20 protein-coding genes and 1 pseudogene are annotated in these 26,473 nt (G+C 70.9%); 9 read left to right on the top strand and 12 right to left on the bottom strand.

Annotated features, from left to right (window positions below):
• Positions 1 to 146: 146 nt before the first annotated feature.
• Together AB5J55_RS39690 and AB5J55_RS39685 are read left to right on the top strand one after the other, a co-directional pair.
• The gene (locus AB5J55_RS39690) at positions 147 to 1,631 is read left to right on the top strand and encodes an APC family permease (RefSeq protein WP_369275276.1); all 1,485 of its coding nucleotides are present in this window, start codon (positions 147 to 149) and stop codon (positions 1,629 to 1,631) included.
• Positions 1,632 to 1,642: 11 nt separating this feature from the next.
• Positions 1,643 to 2,602 carry a hypothetical protein gene (locus AB5J55_RS39685; protein WP_369275275.1) on the top strand — a complete coding sequence of 320 codons (960 nt, stop codon included), beginning with the start codon at positions 1,643 to 1,645 and terminating at the stop codon, positions 2,600 to 2,602.
• Between the two features lie 174 nt (positions 2,603 to 2,776).
• Here AB5J55_RS39685 and AB5J55_RS39680 read toward each other — a convergent pair.
• The 4 genes and pseudogenes from AB5J55_RS39680 to AB5J55_RS39665 form a co-directional block, all read right to left on the bottom strand.
• A pseudogene (locus AB5J55_RS39680) lies at positions 2,777 to 3,019 on the bottom strand (proteasome subunit beta); the annotation flags it as partial.
• Positions 3,020 to 3,077: 58 nt separating this feature from the next.
• Positions 3,078 to 4,022 (bottom strand): YbhN family protein, encoded by a 945-nt coding sequence (locus AB5J55_RS39675; RefSeq protein ID WP_369275274.1) that lies wholly within the window; start codon positions 4,020 to 4,022, stop codon positions 3,078 to 3,080.
• Positions 4,019 to 5,515 (bottom strand): hypothetical protein, encoded by a 1,497-nt coding sequence (locus tag AB5J55_RS39670; RefSeq protein WP_369275273.1) that lies wholly within the window; start codon positions 5,513 to 5,515, stop codon positions 4,019 to 4,021. The genes AB5J55_RS39675 and AB5J55_RS39670 overlap by 4 nt, the downstream gene beginning before the upstream one ends.
• Positions 5,516 to 5,741: 226 nt before the next feature.
• A complete protein-coding gene (locus AB5J55_RS39665; RefSeq protein ID WP_369275272.1) occupies positions 5,742 to 6,140 on the bottom strand; it encodes an SgcJ/EcaC family oxidoreductase in 399 nt (132 codons plus the stop codon).
• 141 nt (positions 6,141 to 6,281) lie between these two features.
• On the opposite strand from AB5J55_RS39665, the gene AB5J55_RS39660 reads away from it, so the two are divergent.
• On the top strand, positions 6,282 to 6,962 hold the full coding sequence (locus AB5J55_RS39660) for a nucleoside/nucleotide kinase family protein (RefSeq protein ID WP_369275271.1): 681 nt from the start codon (positions 6,282 to 6,284) through the stop codon (positions 6,960 to 6,962).
• Positions 6,963 to 6,991: 29 nt separating this feature from the next.
• Here AB5J55_RS39660 and AB5J55_RS39655 read toward each other — a convergent pair whose 3' ends face one another.
• The 5 genes from AB5J55_RS39655 to AB5J55_RS39635 form a co-directional block, all read right to left on the bottom strand.
• Positions 6,992 to 8,839 carry a hypothetical protein gene (locus tag AB5J55_RS39655; protein ID WP_369275270.1) on the bottom strand — a complete coding sequence of 616 codons (1,848 nt, stop codon included), beginning with the start codon at positions 8,837 to 8,839 and terminating at the stop codon, positions 6,992 to 6,994.
• 5 nt (positions 8,840 to 8,844) lie between these two features.
• Complete coding sequence (locus AB5J55_RS39650) at positions 8,845 to 9,732, bottom strand: carbohydrate ABC transporter permease (RefSeq protein ID WP_369275269.1); 888 nt, start codon at positions 9,730 to 9,732, stop codon at positions 8,845 to 8,847.
• Positions 9,733 to 9,750: 18 nt separating this feature from the next.
• The gene (locus tag AB5J55_RS39645; protein WP_369275268.1) at positions 9,751 to 10,737 is read right to left on the bottom strand and encodes a carbohydrate ABC transporter permease; all 987 of its coding nucleotides are present in this window, start codon (positions 10,735 to 10,737) and stop codon (positions 9,751 to 9,753) included.
• A 166-nt stretch (positions 10,738 to 10,903) separates the two neighbouring features.
• A complete protein-coding gene (locus tag AB5J55_RS39640; RefSeq protein WP_369275267.1) occupies positions 10,904 to 12,235 on the bottom strand; it encodes an ABC transporter substrate-binding protein in 1,332 nt (443 codons plus the stop codon).
• Positions 12,236 to 12,505: 270 nt separating this feature from the next.
• Positions 12,506 to 13,627, bottom strand: a complete 1,122-nt coding sequence (locus tag AB5J55_RS39635; protein ID WP_369275266.1) for an ROK family protein — start codon at positions 13,625 to 13,627, stop codon at positions 12,506 to 12,508.
• Between the two features lie 269 nt (positions 13,628 to 13,896).
• Here AB5J55_RS39635 and AB5J55_RS39630 point away from each other — a divergent pair, with 269 nt between their 5' ends.
• The 5 genes from AB5J55_RS39630 to AB5J55_RS39610 all read left to right on the top strand — a co-directional run bounded on the left by AB5J55_RS39630 (position 13,897) and on the right by AB5J55_RS39610 (position 20,461).
• The gene (locus AB5J55_RS39630; protein ID WP_369275265.1) at positions 13,897 to 14,805 is read left to right on the top strand and encodes an N-acetylglucosamine kinase; all 909 of its coding nucleotides are present in this window, start codon (positions 13,897 to 13,899) and stop codon (positions 14,803 to 14,805) included.
• 169 nt (positions 14,806 to 14,974) lie between these two features.
• Positions 14,975 to 16,897: a phosphatase PAP2 family protein gene (locus tag AB5J55_RS39625; RefSeq protein WP_369275264.1), complete on the top strand. Its 1,923-nt coding sequence runs from the start codon at positions 14,975 to 14,977 to the stop codon at positions 16,895 to 16,897.
• Positions 16,898 to 17,171: 274 nt separating this feature from the next.
• The gene (locus AB5J55_RS39620) at positions 17,172 to 18,722 is read left to right on the top strand and encodes a phospholipid carrier-dependent glycosyltransferase (protein WP_369276426.1); all 1,551 of its coding nucleotides are present in this window, start codon (positions 17,172 to 17,174) and stop codon (positions 18,720 to 18,722) included.
• 80 nt (positions 18,723 to 18,802) lie between these two features.
• Entirely contained in the window at positions 18,803 to 19,723 is a 921-nt protein-coding gene (locus AB5J55_RS39615; protein WP_369276425.1) for a MurR/RpiR family transcriptional regulator, read from the top strand.
• Positions 19,724 to 20,086: 363 nt separating this feature from the next.
• On the top strand, positions 20,087 to 20,461 hold the full coding sequence (locus tag AB5J55_RS39610; RefSeq protein WP_369275263.1) for a hypothetical protein: 375 nt from the start codon (positions 20,087 to 20,089) through the stop codon (positions 20,459 to 20,461).
• Between the two features lie 45 nt (positions 20,462 to 20,506).
• Here the strand turns inward: AB5J55_RS39610 and AB5J55_RS39605 are convergent, their stop codons facing one another.
• Entirely contained in the window at positions 20,507 to 21,313 is an 807-nt protein-coding gene (locus AB5J55_RS39605) for a cellulose binding domain-containing protein (RefSeq protein ID WP_369275262.1), read from the bottom strand.
• Between the two features lie 226 nt (positions 21,314 to 21,539).
• Between AB5J55_RS39605 and AB5J55_RS39600 the strand changes: the two genes are divergently transcribed.
• Positions 21,540 to 23,984 carry a polysaccharide lyase 8 family protein gene (locus tag AB5J55_RS39600; protein WP_369275261.1) on the top strand — a complete coding sequence of 815 codons (2,445 nt, stop codon included), beginning with the start codon at positions 21,540 to 21,542 and terminating at the stop codon, positions 23,982 to 23,984.
• A 12-nt stretch (positions 23,985 to 23,996) separates the two neighbouring features.
• Here AB5J55_RS39600 and AB5J55_RS39595 read toward each other — a convergent pair whose 3' ends face one another.
• Both AB5J55_RS39595 and AB5J55_RS39590 read right to left on the bottom strand, forming a co-directional pair.
• Positions 23,997 to 24,839 (bottom strand): hypothetical protein, encoded by an 843-nt coding sequence (locus AB5J55_RS39595; protein ID WP_369275260.1) that lies wholly within the window; start codon positions 24,837 to 24,839, stop codon positions 23,997 to 23,999.
• Between the two features lie 77 nt (positions 24,840 to 24,916).
• The gene (locus AB5J55_RS39590) at positions 24,917 to 26,443 is read right to left on the bottom strand and encodes an HAD-IA family hydrolase (RefSeq protein WP_369275259.1); all 1,527 of its coding nucleotides are present in this window, start codon (positions 26,441 to 26,443) and stop codon (positions 24,917 to 24,919) included.
• Between the last annotated feature and the right edge of the window lie 30 nt (positions 26,444 to 26,473).

The following is a 26,473-nucleotide window of genomic DNA, read 5'->3' as shown; positions in this document are numbered from 1 at the left end:
CGTACAGTGTCCGCCACCCCCGTTCGGCCGCCCCTGACCCGAGGTCATCCCTCACCGGTTCGTGGCGTGGTTCCACCCCCCCCACACCCTTACGCCGTCGGGGCCTGCTCGCCCCCACGTCGTGCACGACGGAAAGCAGCGCATCCATGAGCAACAACAGGGGAAGAGGGCTGCAGGCCAATGCCCTCGGTACGTTCGACACGGTGGTGATGGCGATCGCGGGCAGTGCCCCCGCGTACTCGATCGCCGCGACCACGGCGGTCCTCGTCGGCGCGGTGGGCCTGGCAAGCCCGGCCGCGCTGCTGTACTGCGCGATACCCATGCTGGGCATCGCCCTGGCCTACAGCTATCTCAGCCGGATCGACGTGAACGCGGGCGCCAGTTACTCCTGGGTCGGCCGCACCCTGCATCCCTTCCTGGGCTTCATCAGCGGCTGGGCGCTGGTGATCTCGGCGACCATCTTCATGGTGGCCGGTTCGCTGCCCGCCGGATCGATGACACTCGCCGTCTTCGACGAGGACCTCGCCGACAACACCGCGCTGTCCACACTGGTCGGCGCCGGCTGGTTCCTGGTCATGCTGCTCGTGGTGCTGGGCGGCGCGCGGCTGACCGTCCGCGCGCAGTTGGTGATGTCCGGCGTCGAGCTGGTGATACTGGCCATGTTCGCGGTACTCGCGCTGCTCCACGCGGACAACGCCCGGGCGTTCGACTGGTCCTGGCTCGGCTTCGGCCACTTCGACGGGGTCACGGGATTCGCGTCCGGGGCGCTGATCGCCGCGTTCTACTACTGGGGCTGGGACGTCACCAGCAACCTCAGTGAGGAGACCCGCAACAGCCGCCGTACGACGGGCCTGGCGGGGCTCATCGGAGTCGGCATCGTCTTCCTGTTGTTCGAGGTGTTCACGATCGCGGTGAACGTCATCCTCTCCTCGAAGCAGATCCAGGACAACGACGCCAACGTACTGGCCGTGCTCGGTGAGGAGGTGTGGCCGGGCTGGGGCGGCAAGTTGCTGATCGTCGCGGTGATGCTGTCCACCATCGCCACCCTGGAGACCACGCTCATCCAGGTCACGCGCTCGCTGTTCGCGATGGGCCGGGACCGTACGATGCCGTCCGCGCTGGGCCGTGTGCACCGGCGCTGGAACACGCCATGGGTGGCGATCGCGGTGGTCGGCGTGGTGGCGCTGGGGATGTTCGTCGCCGCCAACTCCCTCGGCACGGTGGGCGAGATCCTCTCCGACGCCATCTCGGCGATCGGGCTGCAGATCGCCGTCTACTACGGGCTGACGGGGCTCGCGGTGGTCGTCGCCTACCGCAGGATGCTGCTGAAGTCGGTGGGCAACTTCGTACTCGGCGGTGTGTGGCCGTTGTTCGGTGCCCTGTTCATGTTCTGGATCTTCGTCGAGTCGCTGGGCGAGCTGAGCACTTCCGCGATCACGATCGGCATCGGCGGTCTCGCGGCCGGGCTGATCCCGATGCTCTGGTACTGGCGGCAGGGCAGCGACTACTACCGGCCGGCGAAACTGGACGCCGCCGAGACCGTCGAGGCGGACTACGTTCCCGCCGGCGGTGACGGCACCAGGTCCGGCACCGACTCCCTTGTCCACGAGGGTCTTCCCACCGATTTCTGAGAGAGCCCTCGATGGCGAAAGACCGCTTCGTTCCCGACTTCGACCCCGACTGCGGTGACGCCGCCCTCACCTGTGCCCGCCAGGACATCGTCATCGGCCGCTGGCAGGGACTGCGGGAGCTGCTGCGGGCAACCGGCCCCGACTGGCTGGCCCGCGGGCATCGGACCCGGCTGCTCGCGCAGGCGTGCGCGAGCAGTTCGACGGCGGAGTCGTGGCTGGCCGCCGAGCCGCACAGCGCCGACGCGCTGGTGCTGCGGGCGGCGACGGAGACGGCCCGGGCTTTCAACCTGGCGATCACCGCGGGCCGGGGCGTGCCGATCGACCGGCAGCGCATCGACACGGCGGTGCTGTCGTGCCTGAAGGCCGCCGACTCCTACCCGGACGATCCGACGCCGTGGATCTCGCTGATCTCGGTGGCGCGGCTGTATCCGTCGGGCGTACGGCGGCAGGAACTGGCCCGCTGGTGGGACGAGTTGCACCAGCGCGACCCGTACAGCGTGGAGGGGCACCTCCAGGTGCTGCACTACTACTCCTCCCGCTGGCACGGCACCCACGGCCTGATGTACGACTTCGCCCGTGACGCGGCCGGCGTGGCACCGCTCGGCTGCCCGCTGCCGGTGCTCGTGCAGTACGCCCGGGTCGAGGAGTTCCGCTACGCCCTGGACGCGGCCCGGGGGCAGCACGCCTCGGTCGGTCTGGGACAGCACTGGAGCAACGACGGCGCCGCCAGTGACGTACGCCGGACCTGGGAGCGCTGGATCATGGGCCGCGCCGACAGCACCGTGTCCCCCGGCGAGCTCCGCGACCTCAACTACCTGACCCACGCGGCCTGTCACGCGGGCGCCCACGACATCGCCGCGGCCCTGTTCCGGATACTGCAACGCCGGGCCACGCGAGCGCCGTGGGCGTACACCGGCGATCCGGACAAGCAGTTCGTCAAGTGGCGCAGGGAGGTGGGGTTGCGGGGGTGATCGCGGCGGCGGTCCAGGCCTCGCAGAGGTGGGGTCAGGGCGCGGGGTCGGACCCGTCGGGACGGGCGCTGCGGTGTTCCACCATCTCCTCGCCGGCTACGACGCCAAGGCACCCGAGGAAGCACGTGGACGCATCGCGGGGCGCTCAAGAAGCTGTTCGCGCGGGGATGTCCACTTCACCATGTCCGGTGCCGGTCCGACGGTGCCCGCGAAGGCGACCGCGGCGTGGTCGTCCGCCGGGTGCACCTTCTCCAGGCCGCACTGGGCGATGAGGTTGCCCAAGGAATCCCTGCGGTCGCCGGCGATCAGCACGCCGTCGCGGTGGGTGAGGGCCGGCACCGTGGTGCCGTGCGGGAAGCGGCCGTGCGCGGCGCGGACGCCGTCGGGGACGGGGCGGCGCATGGGCAGCAGGCCCGGTGCGGCCGACCACCGGGCTCCCCACCTGAACCGTGCGACCGGGAAACGCCCTTGCCGCTCACAGCGCCCCGCGCCGGACGAGCAGGGCGAGCACGATCAGCCCGGGAATCAGCGGCAGCCACACCGTCAGCAGACGGTAGCCGAGTACGGCGGCGGCAGCCACGGTGGCCGGGGCGCCGGCCGCGGTGAGCGCGAGCGCGAGCACCGCGTCCAGGGAGCCGAGGCCGCCGGGCGTGGGCAGCAGGGCCGCCGCAGTGCTCGCGGCGAGATACAGCAGCGCCACCCGGGCCGGCGGGAGGGGCAGCTCGACCGCACGGCTGACGGCGATCAGCACGGCGCAGTGCAGCGTCACGAAGGCCAGCGAGCCGCCCCACAGGGCCGTCGCCCTCACCGGTCTCGCGTGAACGGCGACGATGTACGCCCATGCCGCGGCCGACGCCCGCCTGCACCGGGACCACAGGGGGCCGCTCAGCAGGACGATCGCGCCGGCGACCACGGCGCACCCGGCGATCAGGACTCCCCCGCTGACGTGCGGGAGGTGCAGCACACCGGGACTGGCGGCGAAGAGTACGGCGATCAGGGCGCCGCGCAGGATCGCGCCGGCGGTGCCCTTGACCGCGATGGCGGTGGCCGCAGCGGCTATCGGCATGCCGCAGCGTATGAGGAAGCGCAGGTTCACCGCGCCGGCACCGAGTCCGGCGGGCAGTACGTGGTTGGCCGCGGAGGCGGCGAACTGCCCTGCCATGAGCCGCCCGGGCGGCAGCCGGCTCTGCACCGCGCCCTGCTGGGCGAGCGCCGAGCAGGGCCACGTCACGAGCGTGGCCGCGGCGGCCACCAGCAGCCAGCCCTGGTCGGCGACGGTGAGGCGGACCGCGCCGGTCTCCAGCACGGCCCAGTGGCGCCGGGCCAGCCAGACCACGGCCACGAGAACGGCGAACGTGAGCAGAGCGTGCCAGTAGGCCCGTCGGCGCTGGGGTGCGGCGAGGAACTGCTCCGACGTCATGCCCGTCCGCCCGCGCCCCGCGCCGGGGCGATGCGGACTTCCAGGCCGTCGAGGCGGTGCAGCTCCCAGCCACGGGCGTACCGGGGAGGCGTGCCGCCGGGATTGGTGAGGGCGCCGACCGGGACCCTTCGGGAGGTCCGCAGGATGTCGGCCGTGGTGGTGTTGGCGTTGTTGCCGCGGGTCGCGCCGGAGCCGCAGCCGGTGTAGTACCCGACCGGGATGGCTTCGTGCCCGGTGAGCAGGCAGGGCGGGCGCACGCCGAGGCGGTGGAGTTCGGCGGCGGAGCGAGCCCATGCCTCGCGGTTGCCGGTGGTGCGATCCACGGTGTGGTCCAGAACCGCGTACTGCACGGCCAGATGCCCGGCCAGCCCGAGTGCGATCACGGCCGCGACCGCCGGGCGCCACCGGCCGGTCGGCGTGGTGACCAGGCGGAGCAGCGCGTGCGCGACCGGGATGGCGAGGAGGGCGTAGGCGGGCAGGAGGAAGCGGGGTGCCGCGTATCCGATCAGGAACAGGTACGGGAAGGCGGCCGTCGCGGCGCAGAGCAGCGGGACGAGGGTGCGGGTGGTGCGTCCGTCCAGGACGGCGACCGCGAGAGCGTAGGCGGCGAGCAGGGGGAGGACGAACCACCAGGCGTAGACGGCCGGGTCGGGCATCTCGCCGTTGCAGGGCCGGCACAGCGTGTTTCCGACCAGGCTGCGCAGCTGGTCGTCGACGGCGAGGTTCCAGCCCAGGTCGCCCTGGATGCGGGAGGCCTGGTTCAGCCGCTCGCGCAGACCGCCGTAGCTGACGAACGCCTCGATCACCCACGGGACGCCCCCGGCCAGGAGCCCCGCCGCGAGAACGGCTCCGAGCCGCCAGTGCCGTACGGCAACGACGAGGACGAGCAGGGGCAGCGTGACCCATACGGCGTCGGTGGGCCGCATCCACGCCATCAGCGCGGCACCGGCCAGGACGCCCCACAGGGCCCGTCGGTCGAAGGGGTCCGCGCGGGCCCGCAGGAAGCAGCCCACGCAGACCAGGGCGCCGAACGCGACCCAGAGGTTGGGCATGGCCTGCGGGCCGTAGAAGAGGGTCACCCAGAGGGAGGCGAAGAGGGCTCCGGCGCCTGCCAGGACGCGGGCCGGGAACAGGCCGCGCCAGGCGCGCAGGGTCAGGTACAGGGCGAGTCCGGACAGGATGGCGATGTAGACGCGCAGCAGTGTCGTGGACGACGACCAGGAGGCGATGGGCCATACCAGCAGGGTGACGCCACGCGCGCGCGGCGCGCTGAAGAACGCGGCGGGCGCGTCGGTGCCGACCTGGCTGACGTACACGATCTCGTCCCAGCCGAGGCCCATCGAGGGCCGTACGAGGAGGAGTTGGGCGAGGGTGAAAGCCCCGGCCACCGCCGCGAGCAGGCCCTGGCCGTGCGCCCGCCACGGCCTCCCGGACGCGAGCGCCTCGTCGCGCCGTCCCACGCTCGTGAGCATGGGCTTCGTGCCGTGGGCCATCGTCCACCCCTCACCCCTACGAGTCGTAGGGTTCCGAGCCCCGCAGCCGGGCGAGTTGGCCGACGGGGAACCGAGAAATCATCACAAACACTGACAAACTAACTCGCAAGGGACAGGCGTGCAGTGCGATGTTCGGCCAGGTGCCTGACAGGGGCGCCCGTCCGCTCTCGGTGGGGGCGGCATTCGTGTGTGCGCCGTGAGCCGTGCGTCGTTGCGCGGCCGTGCGTCAGTCGTGCGGGAACGAGTGGTGTTCGTGGGCGACGACCCAGCGGCCGCGCTCCTTGCGCAGACCGAGCGTCAGACGCAGGCGCAGGGTGGGGCGTTCGGCGAGTTCCTCCGGGGTTCCGCAGCGCAGCAGGGCGTGGGCGTACGCCACGTCGGCGCCCGCGGTGATGTCGAGCGACTCGATGTCGAAGCTTGCGCCCTGGGTCTGCCACTCGAAGAACGGCGGCCAGGTGGCGCGGTACGCCGGCAGGCCGCGGATGCCGTCGTGGGGTGGCGGTACGTCGTACATGACGATGTCCTCGGCGTGGTCGGCGAGGACGCCGTCGAGGTCACCCTGGTGGACCGCTTCCGCCCAGGTCGTGATCAGTGTGCGGATCTGCGTCGTGTCGTCGTCCGGCATGGTGCGCGCCTCCCTCCCCCCGTGATGGCCGTGATGACCCGTGGTGACCTGTGATGACCTGTGATTAGGAGAATCCCCTCTTCACAGGAGACTCCACGGACCGCCGGAAGTCATCGCCGACCGGGTGACACACTCTGCTGTGTGGCCCTGACCTTCGACGACCTCCTGACCCGCGCCCGGTCCCTCCCACACGACGGGCGCCGCGCCGTCCTCGGCATCGCCGGCAGCCCGGGGGCGGGCAAGACGACGCTCGCCGAGCGGCTGGTGCGGGAGCTGAACGGTGCCGGGGATCCCTGGGTCGCGCATGTGCCCATGGACGGCTTCCACCTCGCCGACGTGGAGCTGGACCGGCTCGGCCGCCGGGCCCGCAAGGGCGCGCCCGACACGTTCGACGCGGCCGGATACGCGGCGCTGCTGCGGCGCCTGCGCGAGGATTCCGACGGTGACACCGTGTACGCGCCCGGCTTCGAGCGGGTTCTCGAGCAGCCCATCGCGGGCGCCGTCCGGGTGGAGGCCACGGCCCGGCTGGTGGTGACCGAGGGCAACTACCTGCTGCTGGACACGGGTGCGTGGGCGAGGGTACGGCCGCAGCTGGACGAGGTGTGGTTCTGCGAGCTCGACGAGCCGGAGCGCCTGCGGCGGCTGATCGCCCGGCACGAGGAGTTCGGCAAGCCGCACGAGGAGGCGGTGGCCTGGGTGCTGCGCTCGGACCAGCGCAACGCGGAGCTGGTCGCCGCGACCCGGGACCGGGCCGACCTGGTGGTGCCGGCCACGGTGGTGTCCGTCCCGCACGGGCCGTCGACGGCCCGTGCGGGGGCCTGAGGACCGCCCATACGGTCCGCAGGACCGGCCTATACGGCCCGCAGCGTCAGCTCCGGTTCTCCGTGCGCGTCGCCCGCGGCCTCGCCGACCACGGCGGTGAACGCCTCCGTGCGGACCGTCAGGCCCGGACCGTCCTGGTCGAACGTGGGCGCGAACGGGCCCGTCGCTCCGTCGCGTCCTGCTCCGTAACGTACGGCGAACACGTGCAGGTCCTCCGGTGCGCCGGGGGCCGGTTCGGCCTCCAGCGCCGTCGAGCTGACCAGGTGGCTCCAGCCCAGGTCGGGGTTGCCGTAACCGCGAGGGTCGGCCGCGAGGGCGAAGGCCGCCTGCTCCTGGGTCAGGTCCGCGCGGGCGTCGAAGTGGTCCGCGCCGTCCGGCTCCGGGTGCGTCAGGCGGAGTTCACCGGCTGACGTGACGTCACCGTCCGCGGTCCTGCGCACACGCCCGCCGTCGTCGGTGGCGTACGGCAGGCCCGCGAGCAGATACGGCGTGCCGGGCAGCCGTTCCACCGCGACCGTCACCCACAGGGCCGTGCCGTCGGTGACGTACAGGGACCGGACATGGCGCAGGACGTGGTCGCGGCCGACGACCGGCTTGGTGACCAGCTTGGCCGTGAGGCCGTCGGCGCGCACGTCCCGGACGCGGACCTCGCCCATCGGACGGCAGAAGAGGAAGCCGTCCGTCACGGGGCCGTAGCCGTGCTGCCGGTTCACCGCCGCCGGGAGGTAGTACGTGCCCCCCGCCTCGACCAGGGACGGGGTCATACGGTCGTCGAAGGCGACCGAGACCGAACCCGCGCGGAGCTGGTGACGGGCCGGGGCCGGGGACGGGGTGCGGTGCCAGCGCGCGGTGTCCTGGATCTGCCAGACCAGCATCCACGCGAAGTGGCCGTCGACTTCGCCGTCCGCCTTGACCGCGTGCCGGCCCCACCGGGTGTCGCCCCGGTAGCGCCCCAGGTCGGAACCGATGCGCCGGCTGAAGTAGCGCAGGCCGAGGACCGACTCGAAGCCGCTGTGCTGCTCGCTGTAGCGCGGGCCGCCGTTGTCGAAACCGCCGCCGGGCAGGCGGGCGTCGATGTAGCGGGCGAGCGCGTCGCCGTCCTCGGCGAAGATCTCCTCGCCGCTGACCCGATGGGCCTGGGCGAGGAAGGACAGGGAGATCGGGCCGTAGTTGTTGTCGTACGCGCCGCCGTGCTCCGGAGGCAGCAGTGCGCCGCGGTCGGCGACCCGGTGGGCGCGGATCTTGTCGCCGTACAGGGCGATCGCGCGCGACCGCACCAGGTCGCGCCGGCCCGGTGGAAGGTGGCGGGCCAGCATCAGGCCGCCGACGACGCAGCCGATGGCCTGGTTGCCGGCCTCCTGCGGATTGAAGAAGGTCGCCTCGGTCAGCCAGCGCCAGTAGCCCTGCGCCACCTCGATCAGCTCGGCGCGCTGCACGTCCTCGACGAGGCCCTCCGCGAGGTCCAGCACGTTGACCGCCTGGAGCAGCGCCCACACCGTGCTCGGCCAGTCGCCGATGGGATGGGCGCCGGGGGCGAGGGTGTAACGGGCGTACGGGAGACCGCAGTTGCGGGCCCGCAGGTTCGGGTAGCCGGGGTTGTCCTCGGTGTAGACGCGCTCGCGCAGATGGAAGGCGAGGCTGCGGCGCACCGCCTCCGGCAGGCGCGGGTCCCGGCCGCGCTGCCAGGCCAGGGCCAGGAGTGAGGTGACGCCGAGCGAGGTGTCGCCGATGTCGTCGACACAGTCGGGGTGTTCCAGGTTGCCCTCCGGCGTGAGCCGGGCCAGGGCCTGTTCGGCGACACCGGCGAGGACGGCGTCGTACGCCTGAGGGGTGTCCGGGAGGTCGTGCAGGGCGCCGAGCTGGCGAGGGAGATGCACCGGTGTCAGCCCTTCATGCCGGAGGTGGCCATGCCTTCCACCAGCCTCTTCTGGAAGATGAGGAAGCAGATGAGGGTGGGCAGGAGGGCGAGTGTCGACATGGCGAACATCGCACCGTAGGAGGAGCCGCTGGTCTGGTCGAGGAACAGCGTCAGGCCCAGGGGGACGGTGAACTTGTCGTTCTGCTGGAGGTAGACGAGCTGGTGCAGGAAGTCGTCGTAGGTCCAGATGAAGGTGAAGATCGTGGTGGTGATCAGCGCCGGCTTCATCAACGGCAGGATGATCTTCCAGTAGATCTTCCAGGGGTTGGCGCCGTCGACCATGGCCGCCTGGTCCAGCTCGCGCGGGATGGAGCGGATGAACTGGACCATCAGGAAGATGAAGAAGGCGTCCACCGCGAGGAACTTCGGCACGATCAGCGGCAGGAACGTGTTGATCCAGGTCAGGTTGTAGAAGATCGTGTACTGCGGGATCAGGACGGCCTGGGTGGGCAGCATCAGCGTGCCGAGCATCAGGCCGAACCAGATCTTCTTGCCGCGGAACTCGAAGCGCGCGAAGGCGTAGGCGGCCAGCGAGCAGGAGATGACGTTTCCGATCACCGCGCCGATCGTCACGATCAGCGAGTTGGTGATGTAGAGGGAGAAGGAGTTGCCGGAGCCGCTCCAGCCCTCGGAGTAGTTCTCGGGGCGCAGCGCGGTCGGGATGAGCCCGGGGTGGGTGAAGATCTCGGTGTCGGGCTTGAGGGAGCTGCTGAGCATCCACATCAGCGGGTAGAGCATGACGATCGCCACGCCGATGAGCACGGTGTGGATGAAGATGCGGCGACTTCCGGTGGCCGAGCGGAGCTTGTGCAGCGGCGACGTCGAGGACCGGGGCGGGGTGATGACGGACATGCGTGAAGGACTCCTCGCTCAGTCGTCGTAGTGGACCCAGTAGCGGCTGGCGATGAAGTTGACCGCCGTGAAGAGTGCGATGACCAGGAAAAGCACCCAGGCCAGCGCGGAGGCGTACCCCATCTGAAGGTCCGTGAAGCCCTTCTTGTACAGGTACAGGGAGTACAGCATGGTCGAGTTGAGCGGTCCGCCGGAGCCGTTGCTGATCACGAACGCGGGCGTGAACGTCTTGAACGCGTCGATGATCTGAAGGACCACGTTGAAGAAGACGATCGGCGTGAGCAGCGGCAGGGTGATCTTGAAGAACCTGGTCACGGCGCCGGCACCGTCGATCGCGGCCGCCTCGAACACGTCCTTCGGCAGTTGCTTCAGCCCGGCGAGGAAGATCACCATCGGGGTGCCGAACTGCCAGACGGCCAGCAGGACGAGCGTGTAGAGCGCGGTGTCCGGGCTGGAGATCCAGTCCTGGCCGGTGTTGAGGCCGAACCAGCCCAGGAAGTCGTTGAACAGGCCCTCGCCGCCGAAGACCTGCCGCCACACAATCGCGATGGCCACGGCCCCGCCGAGCAGGGACGGCAGGTAGAAAGCGGCCCGGTACAGGCCGATGCCCTTGAGGTCGCGGTTGAGCAGCATGGCCACCGCGAGGGCGAGTGCCAGTTTCAGGGGCACGGAGACGACGACGTACACGAGGGTGGCGTGCACCGAGTCCCAGAAGACCGGGTCGTCGGTGAACATCCGGTCGTAGTTGTCCATGCCGACCCACTGCGCGGGCGTCAACAGGTCGAAGTTGGTGAACGACAGGTACAGCGAGTCGAGCATCGGGTAGATCGTCAGCCCGAACAGGCCCACGAACCAGGGGGCCAGGAAGAGGTACGGCCACCATCCCCCGCCCCGCCGTCTGGCGAGCCGACGGCGCATACGGTCACGCTCCCGCTGGTCGGACGGGGTCGCGGGAGCCGACGGCTCCTTGACGACCTCGCCGGTCTGCGCGGTGGTCATACTCATGTCTCCCTGGCCCTCTCCCGGTATTTCAGATGGGGCGGTGCCTCGCAGAGGCCCGGTCACTGCCACTCCCTCAAGGGGCGCGGGGAACTGCGCGACCAGCCACAACGTGCCCGCACCCGAACGACAGCCCATCGCGGCACCCCCCTCCGCGGCACTCCCCGCGGAGCTAACCCCCGAGAATCCCCGACGCCTGGTCGAAGAACTCGGAGAGCTGCGCCTTGATCGACTTCTTGCCGAAGGCCACCGCGAGGTTCGACTGGAACAGCAGGTCCCAGATCTGGTCGGCCCCCTGCGGCGGCGGCACCGGCGCGGGCAGGGCGTTGGACGCCTTGGAGACACGCTGGGAGATGTAGTCCGCGTTCTCCATGTTCAGCTTGTCCGTCTCGGTCAGGCCCGAGGCGATCAGGTTGCGGGCCTTCTCGGTCGGCGGGATGCCGCGGAACAGCTGCATGTCCTTGATCGCCGTGTCGTCCTGGGCGAAGAAGTTCATGATCTTCACCGAGTCGGCGACCTTCTTGCTGGCCTTCGTGGCGCACAGCAGCACGCCGCCGTTGACGAAATTGCCCTCGCGGGCGCCGGAGAAGTCGCCCTGCGGGGTCGGCAGGAAGTCCAGCTGGGCGTCGGTGATGGAACCGCCCGCACCGTAGACGCCGGAGTCGAAGGTGAACAGCGCCTTGCCGATGACGACCGCGTTCTTGGTGAGGTCGTTGTGCGCGGCGGAGGTGATCGCCGGCGGCGGGGACGCGTTCGTCTTGCGCATCTCGGCCCAGTACTCCCACCACTCCTGGAGGGTGTCGGAGGTGAAGCCGAGCTTCTTGCCGTCGTCCGAGAAGAAGGTCTGCCCCTTCTCGCGGGCGAACACCTCGAAGCACTGGAGGGTGGAGCCGCCGCCGTCGTCGACGCCGTAGGTCTTGCCGCCGCTCTTCTTGTAGACGTCCTGGGCGACCTTCTTCAGGTCGGCCCAGGTCCACTCGCGGTCGGGCAGCTTCAGGCCGAGCTTCTCCAGGCCGCTGCGGTTGACGGTGAGCTGGTTGACGCCGATGCCGGACGGGACGCCGTACAGCTTGCCGTCCACGGTGCCGGCGGCGAGGAGCGTCTTGGAGAAGCCCGTCAGGTCGAGGGTCTTGCCGACGTAGGAGTCGAGCGGGGCGAGGACGCCCTTGCGCGCGTACTGCGCCACCAGGGCGGTGTCCATCTGGAGCAGGTCCGGGGCGCTGCCGCCGGCGATGTTGGTGTTGAACTTGTCGAAGTAGCCGTCGTAGCCCTGGTAGGTCTCGCGGATCTTGATCTTCGAGTTCTGCTTCTGGAAGTAGGCGAGCGACTTCTTGTAGGCGTTGTGCCGGTCGTCGCTGCCCCACCACGTCATGGTCAGGTCGCTGCTGGTACTGCCGGCGCCCGTGCCACCGGCGCAGGCGCTGAGCGAGCTGCCGAGCGCGCCGGCGACGGCCAGTCCGCTCGCGGTGCGGAAGAGGGTTCTGCGCGAGATCTGGTGACCCACCGGGTCCTCCCTGGATGTGCGTGACGGATTGCCCGGCCGGTCAGCGCGGCTCGGAGCCTCCTGTGGATGGCGCCCTACGGCCCTCGACCTCGCCCGGTCGTTCCGCCGTGTCGGACGAGGGTCCACGGCCGTCGTCCTGGCCGTGACCGTACGAGCACGCCCTCGCACGGCTCGCCGTACGCGACGTACGGCGGAGTACCTCGTCCCGAGCCGGGTCCCGCCGGCTCAGAAAGCGCTTGTCCGGACATTGGCAGAAGCGGGCGGAGTCCGTCAATGCTTCGCCTGGACCGCCCCGGTCACGGTTTGGATTCCACGGGCGACGGCGAGGCGGGTGGCTCCGACCACGGTGCCGCTGTCGCCGAGCGCGCTGCTGACGACGTCGGTGGGCCAGCTCAGCCGGCCGAGCTCGGCCCGGACACCCGGCACGAGCTGGGGATTCGCCCCGACGGCACCGCCCAGCACGATCAGTCCGGGGTCGAGGACGGCGGCCACTGCGGCGGCCAGCCGGCCGATGTCCGCGGCGTGCCCGGCGACCGCGGCACCGGCCGCGCGGTGGCCCGTCCCGGCGAGGGCGAACAGCTGCTCGGCGGTCTCGGGGCACGGCTCGTCGTCGTCCGGCCACGCCTCGGCCGTCCGGCGCAGCAGGGAACGTACGCCCATGCGGTCCTCCAACGCCTCGTGGCGCGGCTCGCGGCCCTCGTCCCACGGGTACGGCAGCCGGGCCACCTCACCGGCGGCCCCGTTCGCCCCGCGCAGTACCTGGCCTCCTACGACGATGCCGAGACCGATGCCCACGCCGATGCGCAGATATCCGAACGTGCGACGGCCTCGGGCCGCACCCTCGTGCAGTTCGGCGAGGGCCGCGCAGTTGACGTTGTTCTCCAGGTGGACGGGTACGCCCGGCGGCAGCGCGACGGCCATCGCGTCGAAGACGGGTCCGGCCTTCGCGGTCGCGGGCCGCATCCCGCTGCCGTCCCGGTCCCGGGTCGTGACGTCGCCGACGGCGACGACGACGGCGCGCAGCGGGGCGTCGGCGGGCAGCGCGTCGAGGACCTTGCGCACGGTGCCGGCGGCGTCCTCGCGAGAGCCGGCGCACTCGGTGAGCAGGGTGCCGTCGAGGGCGCAGCCGCGCACCTGGGTCCGGGCGGGGCCGAGGTCGACGGCGAGCACGGCACCGGCGGCGGGCCCGAGTCGGTAGACGGCGGCGGAGCGGCCCGTGGCGCCGGAGGCAGTGCCGGAGTGGGCGGCGAGGTCGGCGGCCTCCAGTTCGGCCACGGCGGCGGAGACGGTCGGCTTGGACAGGCCCGCACCGGCCGCCAGCTGGGGCCGGGTCGCGGTGCCCGCCCCGGCCAGCACCGCGAACACCGCACGCGCGCTCTCGCTCAGGTCCATGGTCTCCCCAGGTCGTGCTGCGGCGGCCGGAACCGCCGAAATGATCCTTCGGCAACGGGAATTCCGCGCCCCTTGACGCACCCTACTTCGTTAGTTAACTTCCTAACGAACTGACGCGGTACTCGCCTGCCGCACCCGGCAACGAAGCCCGTCCCGGGGCTTCCCCAAGCTCAACGGCGCGGATCCACGCCGCTCATCGCGGCGTCTCCGCACGCCCAGGCACGGTTCGCCCGCCGTCGCAGCCGACGCGCAACGACGAAAGAGGATCCGTGCAGGACACTCCCCACTCGCCTCCTCTCGTGGTCGGTATCGACGTGGGCGGCACCAAGACGCACCTGCGCGCACTCGCGGGGGACTCCATGGTCGCCGATCATGTCCGCACGAGCGGCGGCTGGCGGCCGCACGACCCGGTCGCCGCCGCCGGCTGGCTGGCCGCACTGGTCGCCGACGCCCTGCCGGCCGTTGGGCGTCCCTCAGCCCTCGCGGTCGGCGGGCACGCCTGCGAGACACCTCGCCAGTGCGGCCGGATCCGCACCGCGCTCCAACTCCACTTCGACGCCCCTGCGTCGGTGGTGGGCGACGCCGAACTGCTCGTCCCTGCCGCCGGGTTGGACAAGGGGGTCGGGCTGGTCGCCGGCACCGGGTCCGTCGCGGTCGGCCGGCTGACCGACGGCAGGGCGGTCCAGGTCGGCGGCTGGGGCGCGGTCCTCGGCGACGAGGGCGGCTCGGCGGGTCTCGTCCGCGAGGCCGTACGTGCGGTGTGGGCGGCGCACGATCTCGGCGAGGAGCCCGACGCACTTGCGCGCGGGCTCCTCGACGCTTTCGACGTCGCCGAAGTGCCCGCACTCGGCGCGGCGTTGGAGAGCGCCGAGAGTCCCTCCGCTCAGTGGGGCCGGCACGCGCCGGTGGTTTTCGCAGCCGCCCGGGCCGGTTCACCGCTCGCCCGTGCGGTGATCGACAAGGGCGGCCGGTCACTGGCCGCGCTGGTCGGTCAACTCGCCTCGCGCGGAGTCCCGGTGGACGACGTCGTGGTCGCCGGCAGCACCATTCTCGCCCAGCCCGTCCTGTACGACGCCTTCACCAACGCGCTCGCCGACAGCGCGCCGGGGGCTCGGCCTTGGCGTCTGGAAGTGCCGCCGGTCGAGGGCGCCCTGGCACTTGCCCGTTCACTCGTCTGACATCTGCCGGACTCCGCGCCCTCCCGAGTCCGACACAACTCGCCCGTAGATCTTCGCTCGTAAGACTCGATCCCCCTGCGTTTCGTGCGTCTCATGTGCACCAGACGGTCGAGCCGATCATTTAGATCTCCTTCCGGCCGTTCGGGCCGATGAACTCGAGAGAGGCACCATGCCGGCTTCCGTCGGGCGCCACACCACCCCGCCCCTCAATAGAAGGCGCTTTCTCCTGACCTCCGCCGGCGGCGGTGCGGCCCTGCTGGCCGTCCCTGCCGTCGCCGGCTGGCTCCCCGCCGCGGACGCCAAGGCGGCCGCGCAGGCAGCCGCGTTCGTCGACGACTACAAGACCAACGTGATGGCGAACCTGACGCCAGAGACCAATGCGGTGATCCGCGTTCTCGGCGGCTTCGCGAAGATATGGAAGACGGGCGGGGCCTGGAACACCGGCACGCCTCTCATGCCCGACCTGCTGCGCGCCAACATGCACTACAGCGTCCGGATCACCGCCTCGCGCACGGACGCTCAGGCGAAGGAATCGTTCATCATCGACCGTCAGCACCAGAGCTACTCGGTGATCGCCGGTCTCGGTCCGCTTGCCGACCTGTACAAGTCGGGCGCCAAGGCGGTCACATCGATCACCAGCGCTCCGGACGGCACCCCTTCGGGGAAGATCAGCGACGCCGTGCCCGCGGACGCCCCGGCCGGTTCCGCGATCGGCGCGGGATCGTACGACTCGGAACTCGGCCAGGTGGCCAAGCTGGTCGACACCGTGCGCGGCCCCTTCGCCTCCGGCAACCCGGCCAAGTTCGCCTTCCAGTACCCGCGTCCGTGGCGGATGAACGAGGACAGCGAGGTCGTCGACACCGGCCGGAAGGACGAGTTCGGCTTTCCCGTCTACGAGTCGAAGGTGGTCGTCGCCCCGCAGCTGCTGCGCCAGCGCGGGGAGACCGCGACCGAGGACGGCGGCTTCCCCAGCGGGCACACCAACGCCCTGCACCTGGCGGCCCTGGCGTACGCCTACGCCGTGCCGGAGCGCTTCCAGGAGCTGGTGACCCGCGCCTTCGAGCTCAGCCACACCCGCATCGTGGCGGGCATGCACTCCACGGTCGACGTCCTCGGCGGCCGCATCATGGCCACCGCCCTGGCCGCCGCCGCCCTCACCGACCCGGCCAACGCCGAACTCAAGGCCGCCGCCCGCGCCCAGGCCCTGGCGTACTTCAAGGAGCGGACCGGCACGACGGCCGGCACGCTCGACGCGTACGCCCACTCGGCCGGCCGCGACACCGACCCGTACGCCGACCGTGACGCCAACGCCCGCACGGTCGAGCCGAAGCTGACCTACGTGCTGACCCGGCGCGGGCGCGACGAGCCCCTGACCGTGCCGAAGGGCGCGGAGGTGCTGCTGGAGACGCGGCAGCCGTACCTGACCGCGGCGCAGCGCCGCGAGGTGCTGCGCACGACCGCGCTGCCCGGCGGATACGTCCTGCTGGACGGCTTCGAGCAGTGGGGACGGCTCGACCTGTTCACCGCGGCGGACGGTTACGGCGCCTTCGACTCCGACGTGACCGTCACGCTCGACGCGGCGGCCGGGGGCTTCGGCGCGGCCGACAGCTGGCGCAATGACATCCGCGGCGACGGCGGTCTGACCAAGCGCGGCACCGGCACGCTCACCCTGACCGGGCACAACCGGTACCACGGCGGCACGGTGGTCGAGGACGGCATCCTGGTGGCCGCTTCCGCCAACGCCCTCGGAGAGGGCGACGTGCGGGTGAAGGGCGGCACGCTCCGCGCGGACAAGGTGCTGCGGGTGCGCGGCTCGTACGTCCAGGACGGCGATTCCGCCCTGGAACTGCTGGTCCGCAAGAACCACGGTGCGGCGCTCGAAGTGTCCCGCCGGGTCACCTTGGGCCGGGGCAGCGTCCTCTCGCTGCGCCTCGACGCGGAGCGTCCGCCGCTCGCAGGCACCACGGTGCCCGTCATCGAGGCGTCACAGCTGCGCGGCCGGTTCGACCACGTGGAGCTGAACTCCCGCACGCTGCGAGCCGTACCCGTCTGCACGACGGATGGTCTGTCGGTACGACTCCTCAGGCGGTAACGCCGTCCCCGGGCGGGAGCTGGTGCAGAGTGGGCCCATGGGCCGACTCCGGATCAGTTCCCGACGCCGCGGGGTCGACGGCGCCGCGGAGCGGAAGATGGCGCTCGAACAGCACTCGGTCCCCGCCTCGGACCCGGAGGGGCGCTCCGGTGTGCCCGACGGCTCCGCCGGGTCCGGCCCCTCCGTCGGGTCCGGCGCCTCCTTCGCGCTGTCCTCGCGGCTGTCCGGCAGGCGCTGGCTCGTGCCGCTCCTCGTGGTCGTGCTGCTCGGCCAGATGGCTGCCGCCATGGTGACGACGGCTGTACAGCAGACTCCGACCATCGACGAGCCCGTGTATGTGGGCACGGCGGGCGAGTATCTGCACGAGCACCGACTGATCCACAACCCCGAGCATCCGCCGCTCGGAAAGCTCGTCATCGCCGTCGGAGTGGCGGCGGCCGATCCACACGTCGATCGCTCCTTCAGCGGCGATCAGGGCCAGTTGGGTCGGCACCTGCTGTACGAGTCGGGCAACGATCCATGGCGGCTGATGCTGTTCGCCCGACTCCCTGTGATCATTTTAACGCTTTTGTTCGGATTGATCGTATTCGCTTTCGCGCGTGAACTGGCCGGTGCGGCGGGCGGTTTGGCGGCGCTCGGTCTGTACGCCTTCTCCCCCGACCTCATCGCACATGGCTCGCTGGCCACACTGGACGTTCCGGCGGCAGGATTCGTGCTGACATCGGTCTGGCTGCTGTGGCGGGCCCGACGACGGCCGCGCTGGTACGTGCCCCTCGCCGGGGTGGCCCTCGGTGCGGCGCTGGCGACGAAGATGAGCACCCTGGCTGCGGTCCCGGTACTACTGGCGCTCACGGGGCTGTCGGTGTGGTGCGCGAAGTCGCCCTCGGAGTCCCGCCGACGGGTGCTCGGACGGGCGGCCGTGAGCGCCGGGGTCGTGGCGGTGGCCGCCATCGCGGTCGTATGGGCCTCGTATCTGGTGGTCGACCCACGGCTGCGCTGGACGCCGCAGCAGCCTGTACCCGTCGTGCACGGGCTGCGCGAACTCGTCATCGACCTGCTGCCGTTCCCGGAGGCCTACGGCGACGGGATGCGGGTCCAGTTCGGCTTCGAGGAGTATCCGTGGCAGGGCTTCCTGTTCGGCCGGCTCTACACCGGCTCGCTCTGGTACTACCTGCCGGCCGCCCTGCTGGTGAAGACACCGCTCGGCATGCTCGCCCTGTGGGCGGCGGGTGTCGTGGCGGTGGTGGCCGCACGGCGGCTGCGACCGGCGGCGCCCTACCTGCTGGTGCCCACCGCCGTCCTGCTTGCCGCGGCGATGCTCGGGTCACGGGACTTCGGCACGCGTTACGCCGTGTTCGTACCGATGTTCCTGGCGGTGGCGGCGGGTTGTGTGCTCACTGTGCGGTGGCGGTGGGCGCCGGTCGCGGTGGGGGCGCTGGTGGCGTTCGTCGCGGTCAGCTCGCTGCGGACGTACCCGTACTACCTGCCGTACTCCAACGAGGCGTTCGGCGGTCCGGCGAGGACCCATCTGCGGCTGCACGACTCGAACGTGGACTGGGGCCAGGATCTGGGGCGGCTCGCGGACCGGTTGGACCAGCGGTATCGCGGCGAACGGATCTGGCTGGTGTACAAGGGCAGCGGTGTGCCGTCCTTCTACGGCATCCGCGCCGCCGATCCGCGCAAGGTACCCGCCCGTGAGGTGCACGGACTGCTGGTCGTGTCGGACTCCTCGGCAGCCAAGGCGACCGGCCGAATGGCCGAATTGATCGACTCCAGTCACCCGATCGATACGGTCGGCCATTCGATCACCATCTATCGTCGGTGAGCGCGGGCCTCATACCAGCCCAGGTCACCACAGTGTGTGAGCTATGTTGAAGCACTGTGGAAGACAAAGGAGCCGCCTCCCTGCCATCGCCGCAGCAGGCACGCGCACAGGCATCCGCGATCACCTCGGGCAAGTCCGCCGGCGAAGCGGAGGCGTCCCCGACTTCCCAGCTCAGGACACTCTTCGATCAGCCCCGGCTGTCCCCCGGGCAGCGGCGCATCGCCCAGTATCTGATCGAGCACATCACCGAAGCGGCGTTCCTTTCGATCACGGATCTCGCCGAGCGGGTCGGTGTCAGCCAGCCGTCGGTGACGCGTTTCGCCGCGGCGGTGGGCTTCAGCGGTTACCCCGCGCTACGGGAGAAGCTCCAGTCGATCGCGCTCGGCCATCTCGCCGGGGGCCCCGCGGCCGAGGAGAACGGCGCGAACGAACTGCAGTCCGCCGTGGACGCCGAGATCGATAACCTGGAGAACCTGCGGCGCGACTTCGGCGACCCCGACCAGGTCATCGACATCGGCCGCAAGCTGTCCCGGTCGACCCCGCTGACCATCCTCGGACTGCGCATCTCGGCGTCCCTCGCCGAGTACTTCGCCTATGCGGCGCGCCGCGTCCACCCCGATGTGCGGCTGGTGACCCGGGGCGGCAGTGTCGCCTACGACGCGCTGCTGCAGTCGCGTGAGGCGGGCGGCACCTGGGTGCTGGCGTTCTCCATGCCCCGGCACGCCCAGGAGACCCTGACGGCCGTACGGGTCGCGCGCAGTGCCGGACTGCGGGTCGCCCTGATCACCGACCTGGCGCTCGGGCCGGTGGCCGACAACGCCGACGTCGTCTTCGCCACCGGCACCGGCTCCCGGCTGGTCTTCGACTCCTACGCAGCGCCCGGCGTGATGGCCGCCGCGCTGCTGCAGGCCATGACCGACGCCGACCCGGAGCGGACGCAGGCCCGGCTCGAGGACTACGAGCACATCTCCGACCAGCACCAGTTCTTCCTCCGGGACTGATCCCGCCCCACTTCCCTCGAACCGCACCACACGGGGACCATTCACTTCAAATCACGCATGAATGTTTTCATACGTCTTGCAAAGCGGACGGCATATATAAATACTTCACACGCACCATCCGCCCGCAGAGAGCAGCCGGTCCGTTCATGCGCACGTCACCCCATCCGTCGTGCGACCGCCGTCTGCCTTCCGGGCTCCTCAACGAACACCCGTTGCCGCCGTCTCCTACCCGCGTCGGCGCGCGGGCTGTTCGGTCGGGCATCGCCTGCGCGAGCGCCCGTGGCGGCGGCCCCGGTCATCCCCTAGGCCGGGGCCGCCCCGACCACGTCGAACACCCCGGACGACGCCGCACACCCGGAAGCGATGATCATGCCTCTGACGACCACGCGCATCACCCCGGACTGGCCGTGCCAGGTCAAGACCCCCGGTTCCTACGACTGGGAACGCTCGGCGGCCAAGTGGCTGCGTGAGCTGGTGCCGGCCCGCTACGCCAGCTACCCGGCCCTGATCCGCCACCCCGTGCTGCTCGCCCGCCATGCGCAGATCCAGGTCCAGAACGAGATCCGGGTCGCGCGCACCGCACTGCAGACCGCCCGGGCCGACCTGCCCGCCCTCGGCATGCCGGAGTCGGTCATCGAACACACCATCAAGCTGTACGCGGCGGAGGTCATGCAGCTGCAGCACATCGCCCGCAGCGTGCGTGCGGTGTCGCAGGCGCTGGTCGACCACGGACGCTGACCGGACGCCCTGCCCTCGCCCCGAGGCGCGCGGCCGTCCGGGGCGTCAGGAAGCATCCGCCGTCGCCGCGCAGGTGACCTCCGCGGACGGGGCACCGGACGCCGAGGTGTCGGCGATGAAGCCGAACTTGACGCTCGCGCCGGGCGCCAGCTTCCCGTTCCATGACGCGTTGGCGACGGTGGCCGTACCGTCCCCGGCCGTGGTGAGGGTGCCGTCCCAGACCTGGGTGAGGCGGGCGCCGTCGGCCGGTACGACCGTCGCCGTCCAGCCGGCGGCCGAGGACGCGGGCGCACCGGTCACCGTCACCTCGCCCTGATAGCCGCCCTGCCAGCTGCTGACGGTCCGGAAGGACGCGCTGCAGGCGGGCGGGTCACCGTGCTCGTCGGCGCCGGGCGAGCCACCCGCGCCGGGGGCCGCCCGGGTGGGCGCGGCCGACGCGGAGGCTGTGGCGGAGGGAGCCGGATCCTTCGCCGCCGCCGTACCGTCGTCGCGGCCGGAGAGCAGGAGCGCGCCGCCGAAGCCGATCACCGCGGCGGCCGTCACGGCGACAGCGACGGCCGCGCGGCGAATCCCCGGGCCTGGCGTGTCCGGGGCGGGCGCGTCCGGGCCTGGGCGAGCGGCACTGCCGCGCGGTGCGATCCTCGTGTCCCCAGCGACGGCCGGGAGTTCCTGTGTCGCGTCCTCGGCGCCGGGCGGGGCACCGGGCACGACCACGGTCTCGTAGCCGTTCCTTTCCTGCTCCAACTCCTTGAACAGCTCAGCGAGTGCGTCGGTGCGACGTGGGCGCAGGACGCGGATGGGTTCCAGGGCCGGGTCTTCGTCGGGCTGCGCGGGGCCGGGCCGTGTGGGCACGCCGCTCTCCTTCCGTCCCGTCTTCACGGGCTTCGCCAATCCCCGAGGAGTGATACGGGGTTGCCGTCCCGCCGGTTCAGCGGAGGACGCCACGGCTCAGCGGAAGGCGCCGACCGCCTCGCGCCGGTTCACGCTCACCCCCTCCACTTCCCCCGAAATGATCGATACGATCATTTCAGTATTCACTATTGAGCGTTTGAACGTTCTCCTGCTAGAAAGCGCCGTCATGACGACTCGTTGGTCACGTCGCGGCTTTCTGGCCGCAAGTACCGGCACCGCTGTCGCGCTCGGCCTGTCCGGCCAGGCGAGCGCCGCGCCTCCGTCCGCCGAACCGGCCGCGGAGGCTGACGAGTTCACGACGCTGCGGGCGAAGTGGCGCGCGCTCATTCTGGGCGAGGGGTTCAACCCCACCTCGGAACCGTTCAAGAGCCGGCTCGCCGAACTCGCCAGCACCGCGGGCCAATTGCGGTCCTCCATGGCCCCGGCGGCCGGCTCACTCTGGCCGGATCTGGTGTACGCCGATCCGGAGCCCGACACCGATCAGGAGTCGTACGGCTACTCCGGCAACATGAACACCAGCTACCACCGGCTCAACACGCTCGCCCAGGCGTACTCCCAGCAGGGCACGGGCCTGACCGGCAACACCGGGCTCAGGGACGCGATCCTCACCGGACTCGATCACCTCCACTGCGAGGTCTACAACGCGAGCCAGGTCCGCTACGGCAACTGGTACAGCTGGCAGATCGGTGCTCCGCAGGCGCTGCTCGACGTCTGTGTGCTGATGTACGACCACCTGCCGGCGGACCGGCTCGCCGACTACGCCGCCGCGGTGGACCACTTCGTGCCCGACTCGGCGGTCGCCGATTACACCGGCACCAGTACCGGCGCCAATCGCGTCGATCTGTGTCGGGTGCTGGCACTGCGGGGGATCGTCGGTGCGAACTCCGCCAAGGTCGCGCTGGCGCGGGACGCCCTCTCGCCCGTCTTCCCGTACGTGGCCAGTGGCGACGGGCTCTACACGGACGGGTCGTTCATCCAGCACACCACGGTGCCGTACACGGGCTCGTACGGCTCGGTGCTGCTTGGCGGGCTCGGTTCGCTGTTCGCGCTGCTCGCCGGGTCGAGTTGGGAGGTCACCGACGCGAACCGACAGATCGTGTTCGACGCGGTGGAGCGGGCGTGGGCGCCGTTCCTCTACAACGGGCTGGTGATGGACAGCGTGTCGGGGCGGGCGATCAGCCGGGGACTGTCCGCGTCCGACACGAAACACATCCAGCAGGACGATCACCTGCGGGGCCATCCGATCCTCGCGTCGATCGTTCTGCTCGGTCAGGGAGCGAGTGCCACGGAGAATGCTCGCTGGCGCGGTCTGGTCAAGGGGTGGCTGCAACGGGACTACTACAGCCCACCCATGAGCAATCAGACGATCGGTCTCACCGCTCTGGCCCGCCTCAAGTCGGTCCTGGACGACACCTCGATCACTTCGATCGCCGAGCCGACCGGCCACCGACTGTTTGCCAACATGGCCCGGGCCACGCACCGCAGACCAGGCTGGGCCGCCTCGCTCAGCATGGCCGACCGGCGGATCACGCACTACGAGACCGGCAACGGAGAGAACCTGCGCGGCTGGCACACCGGCTCCGGGATGCTCTATTGGTGGGGTGACACCTTCGGCAACGGCCAGTACAGCGACGCCTTCTGGCCCACGGTCGACCCGTACCGGCTGCCCGGCACTACCACATCGCGCAAAACGCTCGCGGACGCGGCCGGTGGCGACTGGGGTGCTTCCCTGCCCGACGTGAACTGGGTCGGCGGTGCCACCGACGGGCAGCGGGCGGCGACCGGGCAGTACCTGAAGGGCCTGCAGTCCACGCTGCTCGCGAAGAAGTCCTGGTTCTTCCTGGACGACACGGTCGTCTGCCTCGGCGCCGGTATCAAGTGCACCGACGGCACGGCAGTGGAGACGACGGTCGAGAACCGCAACCTCGGCCCCACGGGCGGTGCGCCCTTCGTCGTCGACGGCACCGCGATGCCCGCCGGCTACCCCTGGTCGGAGACGCTCACCGGTGCCACCTGGGCGCACATCGGCGGGCACGGCGGCTATGTCTTCCCCGGCGGCACGACCGTCAAGGCACTGCGGGACGCGCGGGACGGTAGGTGGAGCGACATCAACAAGGGCGGCTCCACGACGGTCCTCAACCGCAAGTACCTGACCCTGTACGTCGATCACGGCACGAATCCGACCGACGGCCGCTACGCCTATCTGCTCATGCCGGGTGCGACGGCCGCCCGGACCCAGGCCCGCGCCGCCGCCACGACCTGGCTGACCGTCCTCGCCAACACCAACGACCAGCAGGGCGTCGCCGTAGACTCGCTCGGCTTCACCGGCGTCAACTTCTGGTTCGGCGGCACGGCCGGACCCCTCGTCGCGAGCAACCCGTGCTGCGTGATGATCAGTGAGAGGTCCGACGGCACGGCGGTCATCTGCGTCAGCGATCCGATGCGGATGCAGACGAGCCTGACGCTCACCTGGAACAGGGCCGTGTCCGCGGTGGTCTCCAAACCGTCCACGGTGACCGCGGCGACGACCGGTTCGTCACTGAGGCTCTCCTTCGGCGACCTGAGCACGACGAAGGGCGCGACGCAGAAGATCATCGTCCGCTTGGGGTGAGCGCGGCCGCGGTCAGCCCTCGGCGGCGAGGAAACGGTGCAGGGACGCCTTCATCGCGACGACGAAGGCGTCCCTGCGCCCGTCGTCCAGGGCGTCCAGGGACAAATAGGGGTTGAGATCCTCCAGCTCGACCAGCAGCAGTTCGCCGCCCGGCGCCCGGCAGGCGTCGACGCGCTGGATGCCGTGGTCGATGCCGTTCCACTCGATGAAGCGCCGGGCGAACTCCAGGTCGCCGTCGGTTGGTTCGTACGGCTCCAACTGCCAGCGCCGGTCCGTGTGCGGCGCGTACAGGGCGTACTGGAAGTCGTGGTCGACGAAGTAGAAGGAGACCTCGTAGGCGAAGTCGACGCACGGCTGGATCAGGACGGTCCCGCCGGCCTCCTCACCCGCGCCCTCCGCTGCCGGGTCCGAAACGATCCTCAGTCCGATCGAGTCGGCGCCGAGCTTGGGCTTGACGACATACCGATCGGACTCGGGCAGCAGGTGCAGGTCCTCGTGACGGTCCACGGTCGGAATGACCGGATACCCGGCGACGGTCAGATCGAGCAGGTACTGCTTGCCCGCCATGTCCGCTTTGCCCGACAGTGGGTTGTAGACCCGCGTCCCCGCGGTGACAGCACGCCGGCGGAACTCGTCGTACGCGGCCTGGTGGCCCAGCACCGGGCCGCTGTTGCGGACGACGACCGCGTCGAAGGCGTCCATGAGCGCCGCCGCGTCCCGGGGATGGCACAGGGCGAGGTCGAAGTCCTCACGGAGTCGGGACGTGAGGAAGATGTCCTCGTCGCAGTAGCGCCGCCCGCGTGCCTGGTAGGCCAGGTCGGTGACGTACAGGAGGCGGGGTCGGGCGGGTGGCATGCGGGGCTCCTCGGCTGCGGCGGCAGCCGATCGTAAGCGGGCCGGCCGTCACCGAACAAACGTCGGACCGGTCGAGGTCACAGCCCGGCCGCCCACAGTTCCTCCCTCCCGATTCCCTCCAGGCCCCGCCGCACGGTGCGCCGCGGACCGGGCTCGATGGGCGCGTACGACGGGACGGCGAGCACCCGGCAACCCGCCGCCTCGGCCGCGGCGACGCCCGTGGGCGAGTCCTCGACGGCCAGACATGCCGCGGGGTCCACCAACAGGGCTCGGGCGGCGGCGAGGTAGGGGTCGGCGGCGGGCTTGCCGCGCGGAGTCTCGCCCTCCGCGACCGTCGTACCGAATCTGTCGGCGCCCAGCGTCTTCAGGACGGCGTCCATCACCGGCCGCGACGACGCCGAGACGAGCGCCGTCGGGATGCCCGACTCCTGGAGCAGATCGAGGAGTGCGAGGGCGCCGGGGAGCGGGGCGGCTTCCCGCTGTACGGCCGTCAGGAAGCGGGCTTCCAGGTCCGCCGCGAGGGGCTGCGGGTCGTCGTCGCCGGTCAGGGGCAGGAGGCGGAGGGCGGCCTCGGCGGCCGAGCGGCCCAGGACGTCGAAGAGGTCGTCGGTGCCGATCCGGGGCACGGCCTCGCGCACCGTGCGCAGCCACAGCGACTCGGTGTCGACGAGCGTGCCGTCCATGTCGAGGAGCACGGCGTGCGGGGCGGCGGCGAACGGGCGGCCGTCGAGGGTCCAGTGCCGGTCCGGGTGTCGGCCGAGGGCGGCGAACACCTGGGCCGCGACATCGGCATGCCGTAGCGGACGCGGCGCCGGGCCGATGCCCGGCCCGGCGGCGACCAGCCAGGCCGTGCGCTCCTCGGACGTACGGCCGCCATGGCCGCCGGCGTCGACGTGGCCGTGGTCGGTCACGACGAGGAACGTCCACTGCTCGTCGGCGAACGAGGGCCGGGAGCGCACGGCTGCGAGCAGCCGGCCGAGGCGGGCGTCGGCGCGGCGGATCGAGGCCTCGTACTCCTCACCGCAGCCCAGGAAGTGTGCGGTCTCGTCGGGCGGCCCGAGGTAGACGAAGGACGCCTCGATGTCATCGGCGGCTTCGGCTCCCGCTACGGATACGGCTCCCACTACGGTTTCGGCTCCCGCTTCAGCATCGGCCAGCACGTGTACCGCCGCGTCGGTGATCTGCTCGTCGCAGTGTTCCCAGGCTTCGGGCGTGTCGGCCGTCGGGGAGATGTACGCCGTTCTGGACGGGGCGCGGAAGAGGGGACCGCCGTGGTGCGCCTGCATCAGGGGTTGCCAGCCGGCGGCGACGAAGGAGCGGCGGCCGTCCTGGACGGCGAGGCGGGTGGCGAAGTCGGGGAAGACGTCGAGGCGGTTGCCGGTGAAGTCGTTGCTCCAGACGCCGTGTTTGGCGACCGTGACGCCGGTGACGACGGTCGCCCAGCAGGGGCCCGACATGGTGGGCGTGTCGGCGTCCACCTCGATCGGGGCGAGGAAGCCTTCCGCGGCCAGGGCGTCGAGGTGGGGAGTGGGCAGACGGTTCAGTGCGTCCAGGCGTACGCCGTCGATGCCGACGACGAGGACGCGGTGCGCGGCTTCGTGCACGGAAGGTCCTTTCCCTGACTGGTTGTTGGC

It is taken from the genome of Streptomyces sp. R11 (genome assembly GCF_041051905.1).
In the GTDB taxonomy this organism is placed as follows: domain Bacteria; phylum Actinomycetota; class Actinomycetes; order Streptomycetales; family Streptomycetaceae; genus Streptomyces.
Note: the sequence above shows the minus strand (reverse complement) of the source record. Positions and strands in the feature narration are given on the sequence as shown.

Bases quoted from the DNA above. Each gene is read 5' to 3' on its own strand.
- AB5J55_RS39690 (WP_369275276.1), top strand. From the start codon at position 147: ATGAGCAACAACAGGGGAAGAGGGCTGCAGGCCAATGCCCTCGGTACG.
- AB5J55_RS39685 (WP_369275275.1), top strand. From the start codon at position 1,643: ATGGCGAAAGACCGCTTCGTTCCCGACTTCGACCCCGACTGCGGTGAC.
- AB5J55_RS39675 (WP_369275274.1), bottom strand. From the start codon at position 4,022: ATGACGTCGGAGCAGTTCCTCGCCGCACCCCAGCGCCGACGGGCCTAC.
- AB5J55_RS39670 (WP_369275273.1), bottom strand. From the start codon at position 5,515: ATGGCCCACGGCACGAAGCCCATGCTCACGAGCGTGGGACGGCGCGAC.
- AB5J55_RS39665 (WP_369275272.1), bottom strand. From the start codon at position 6,140: ATGCCGGACGACGACACGACGCAGATCCGCACACTGATCACGACCTGG.
- AB5J55_RS39650 (WP_369275269.1), bottom strand. From the start codon at position 9,732: ATGTCCGTCATCACCCCGCCCCGGTCCTCGACGTCGCCGCTGCACAAG.
- AB5J55_RS39645 (WP_369275268.1), bottom strand. From the start codon at position 10,737: ATGAGTATGACCACCGCGCAGACCGGCGAGGTCGTCAAGGAGCCGTCG.
- AB5J55_RS39635 (WP_369275266.1), bottom strand. From the start codon at position 13,627: ATGGACCTGAGCGAGAGCGCGCGTGCGGTGTTCGCGGTGCTGGCCGGG.
- AB5J55_RS39625 (WP_369275264.1), top strand. From the start codon at position 14,975: ATGCCGGCTTCCGTCGGGCGCCACACCACCCCGCCCCTCAATAGAAGG.
- AB5J55_RS39620 (WP_369276426.1), top strand. From the start codon at position 17,172: ATGGCTGCCGCCATGGTGACGACGGCTGTACAGCAGACTCCGACCATC.
- AB5J55_RS39610 (WP_369275263.1), top strand. From the start codon at position 20,087: ATGATCATGCCTCTGACGACCACGCGCATCACCCCGGACTGGCCGTGC.
- AB5J55_RS39600 (WP_369275261.1), top strand. From the start codon at position 21,540: ATGACGACTCGTTGGTCACGTCGCGGCTTTCTGGCCGCAAGTACCGGC.
- AB5J55_RS39595 (WP_369275260.1), bottom strand. From the start codon at position 24,839: ATGCCACCCGCCCGACCCCGCCTCCTGTACGTCACCGACCTGGCCTAC.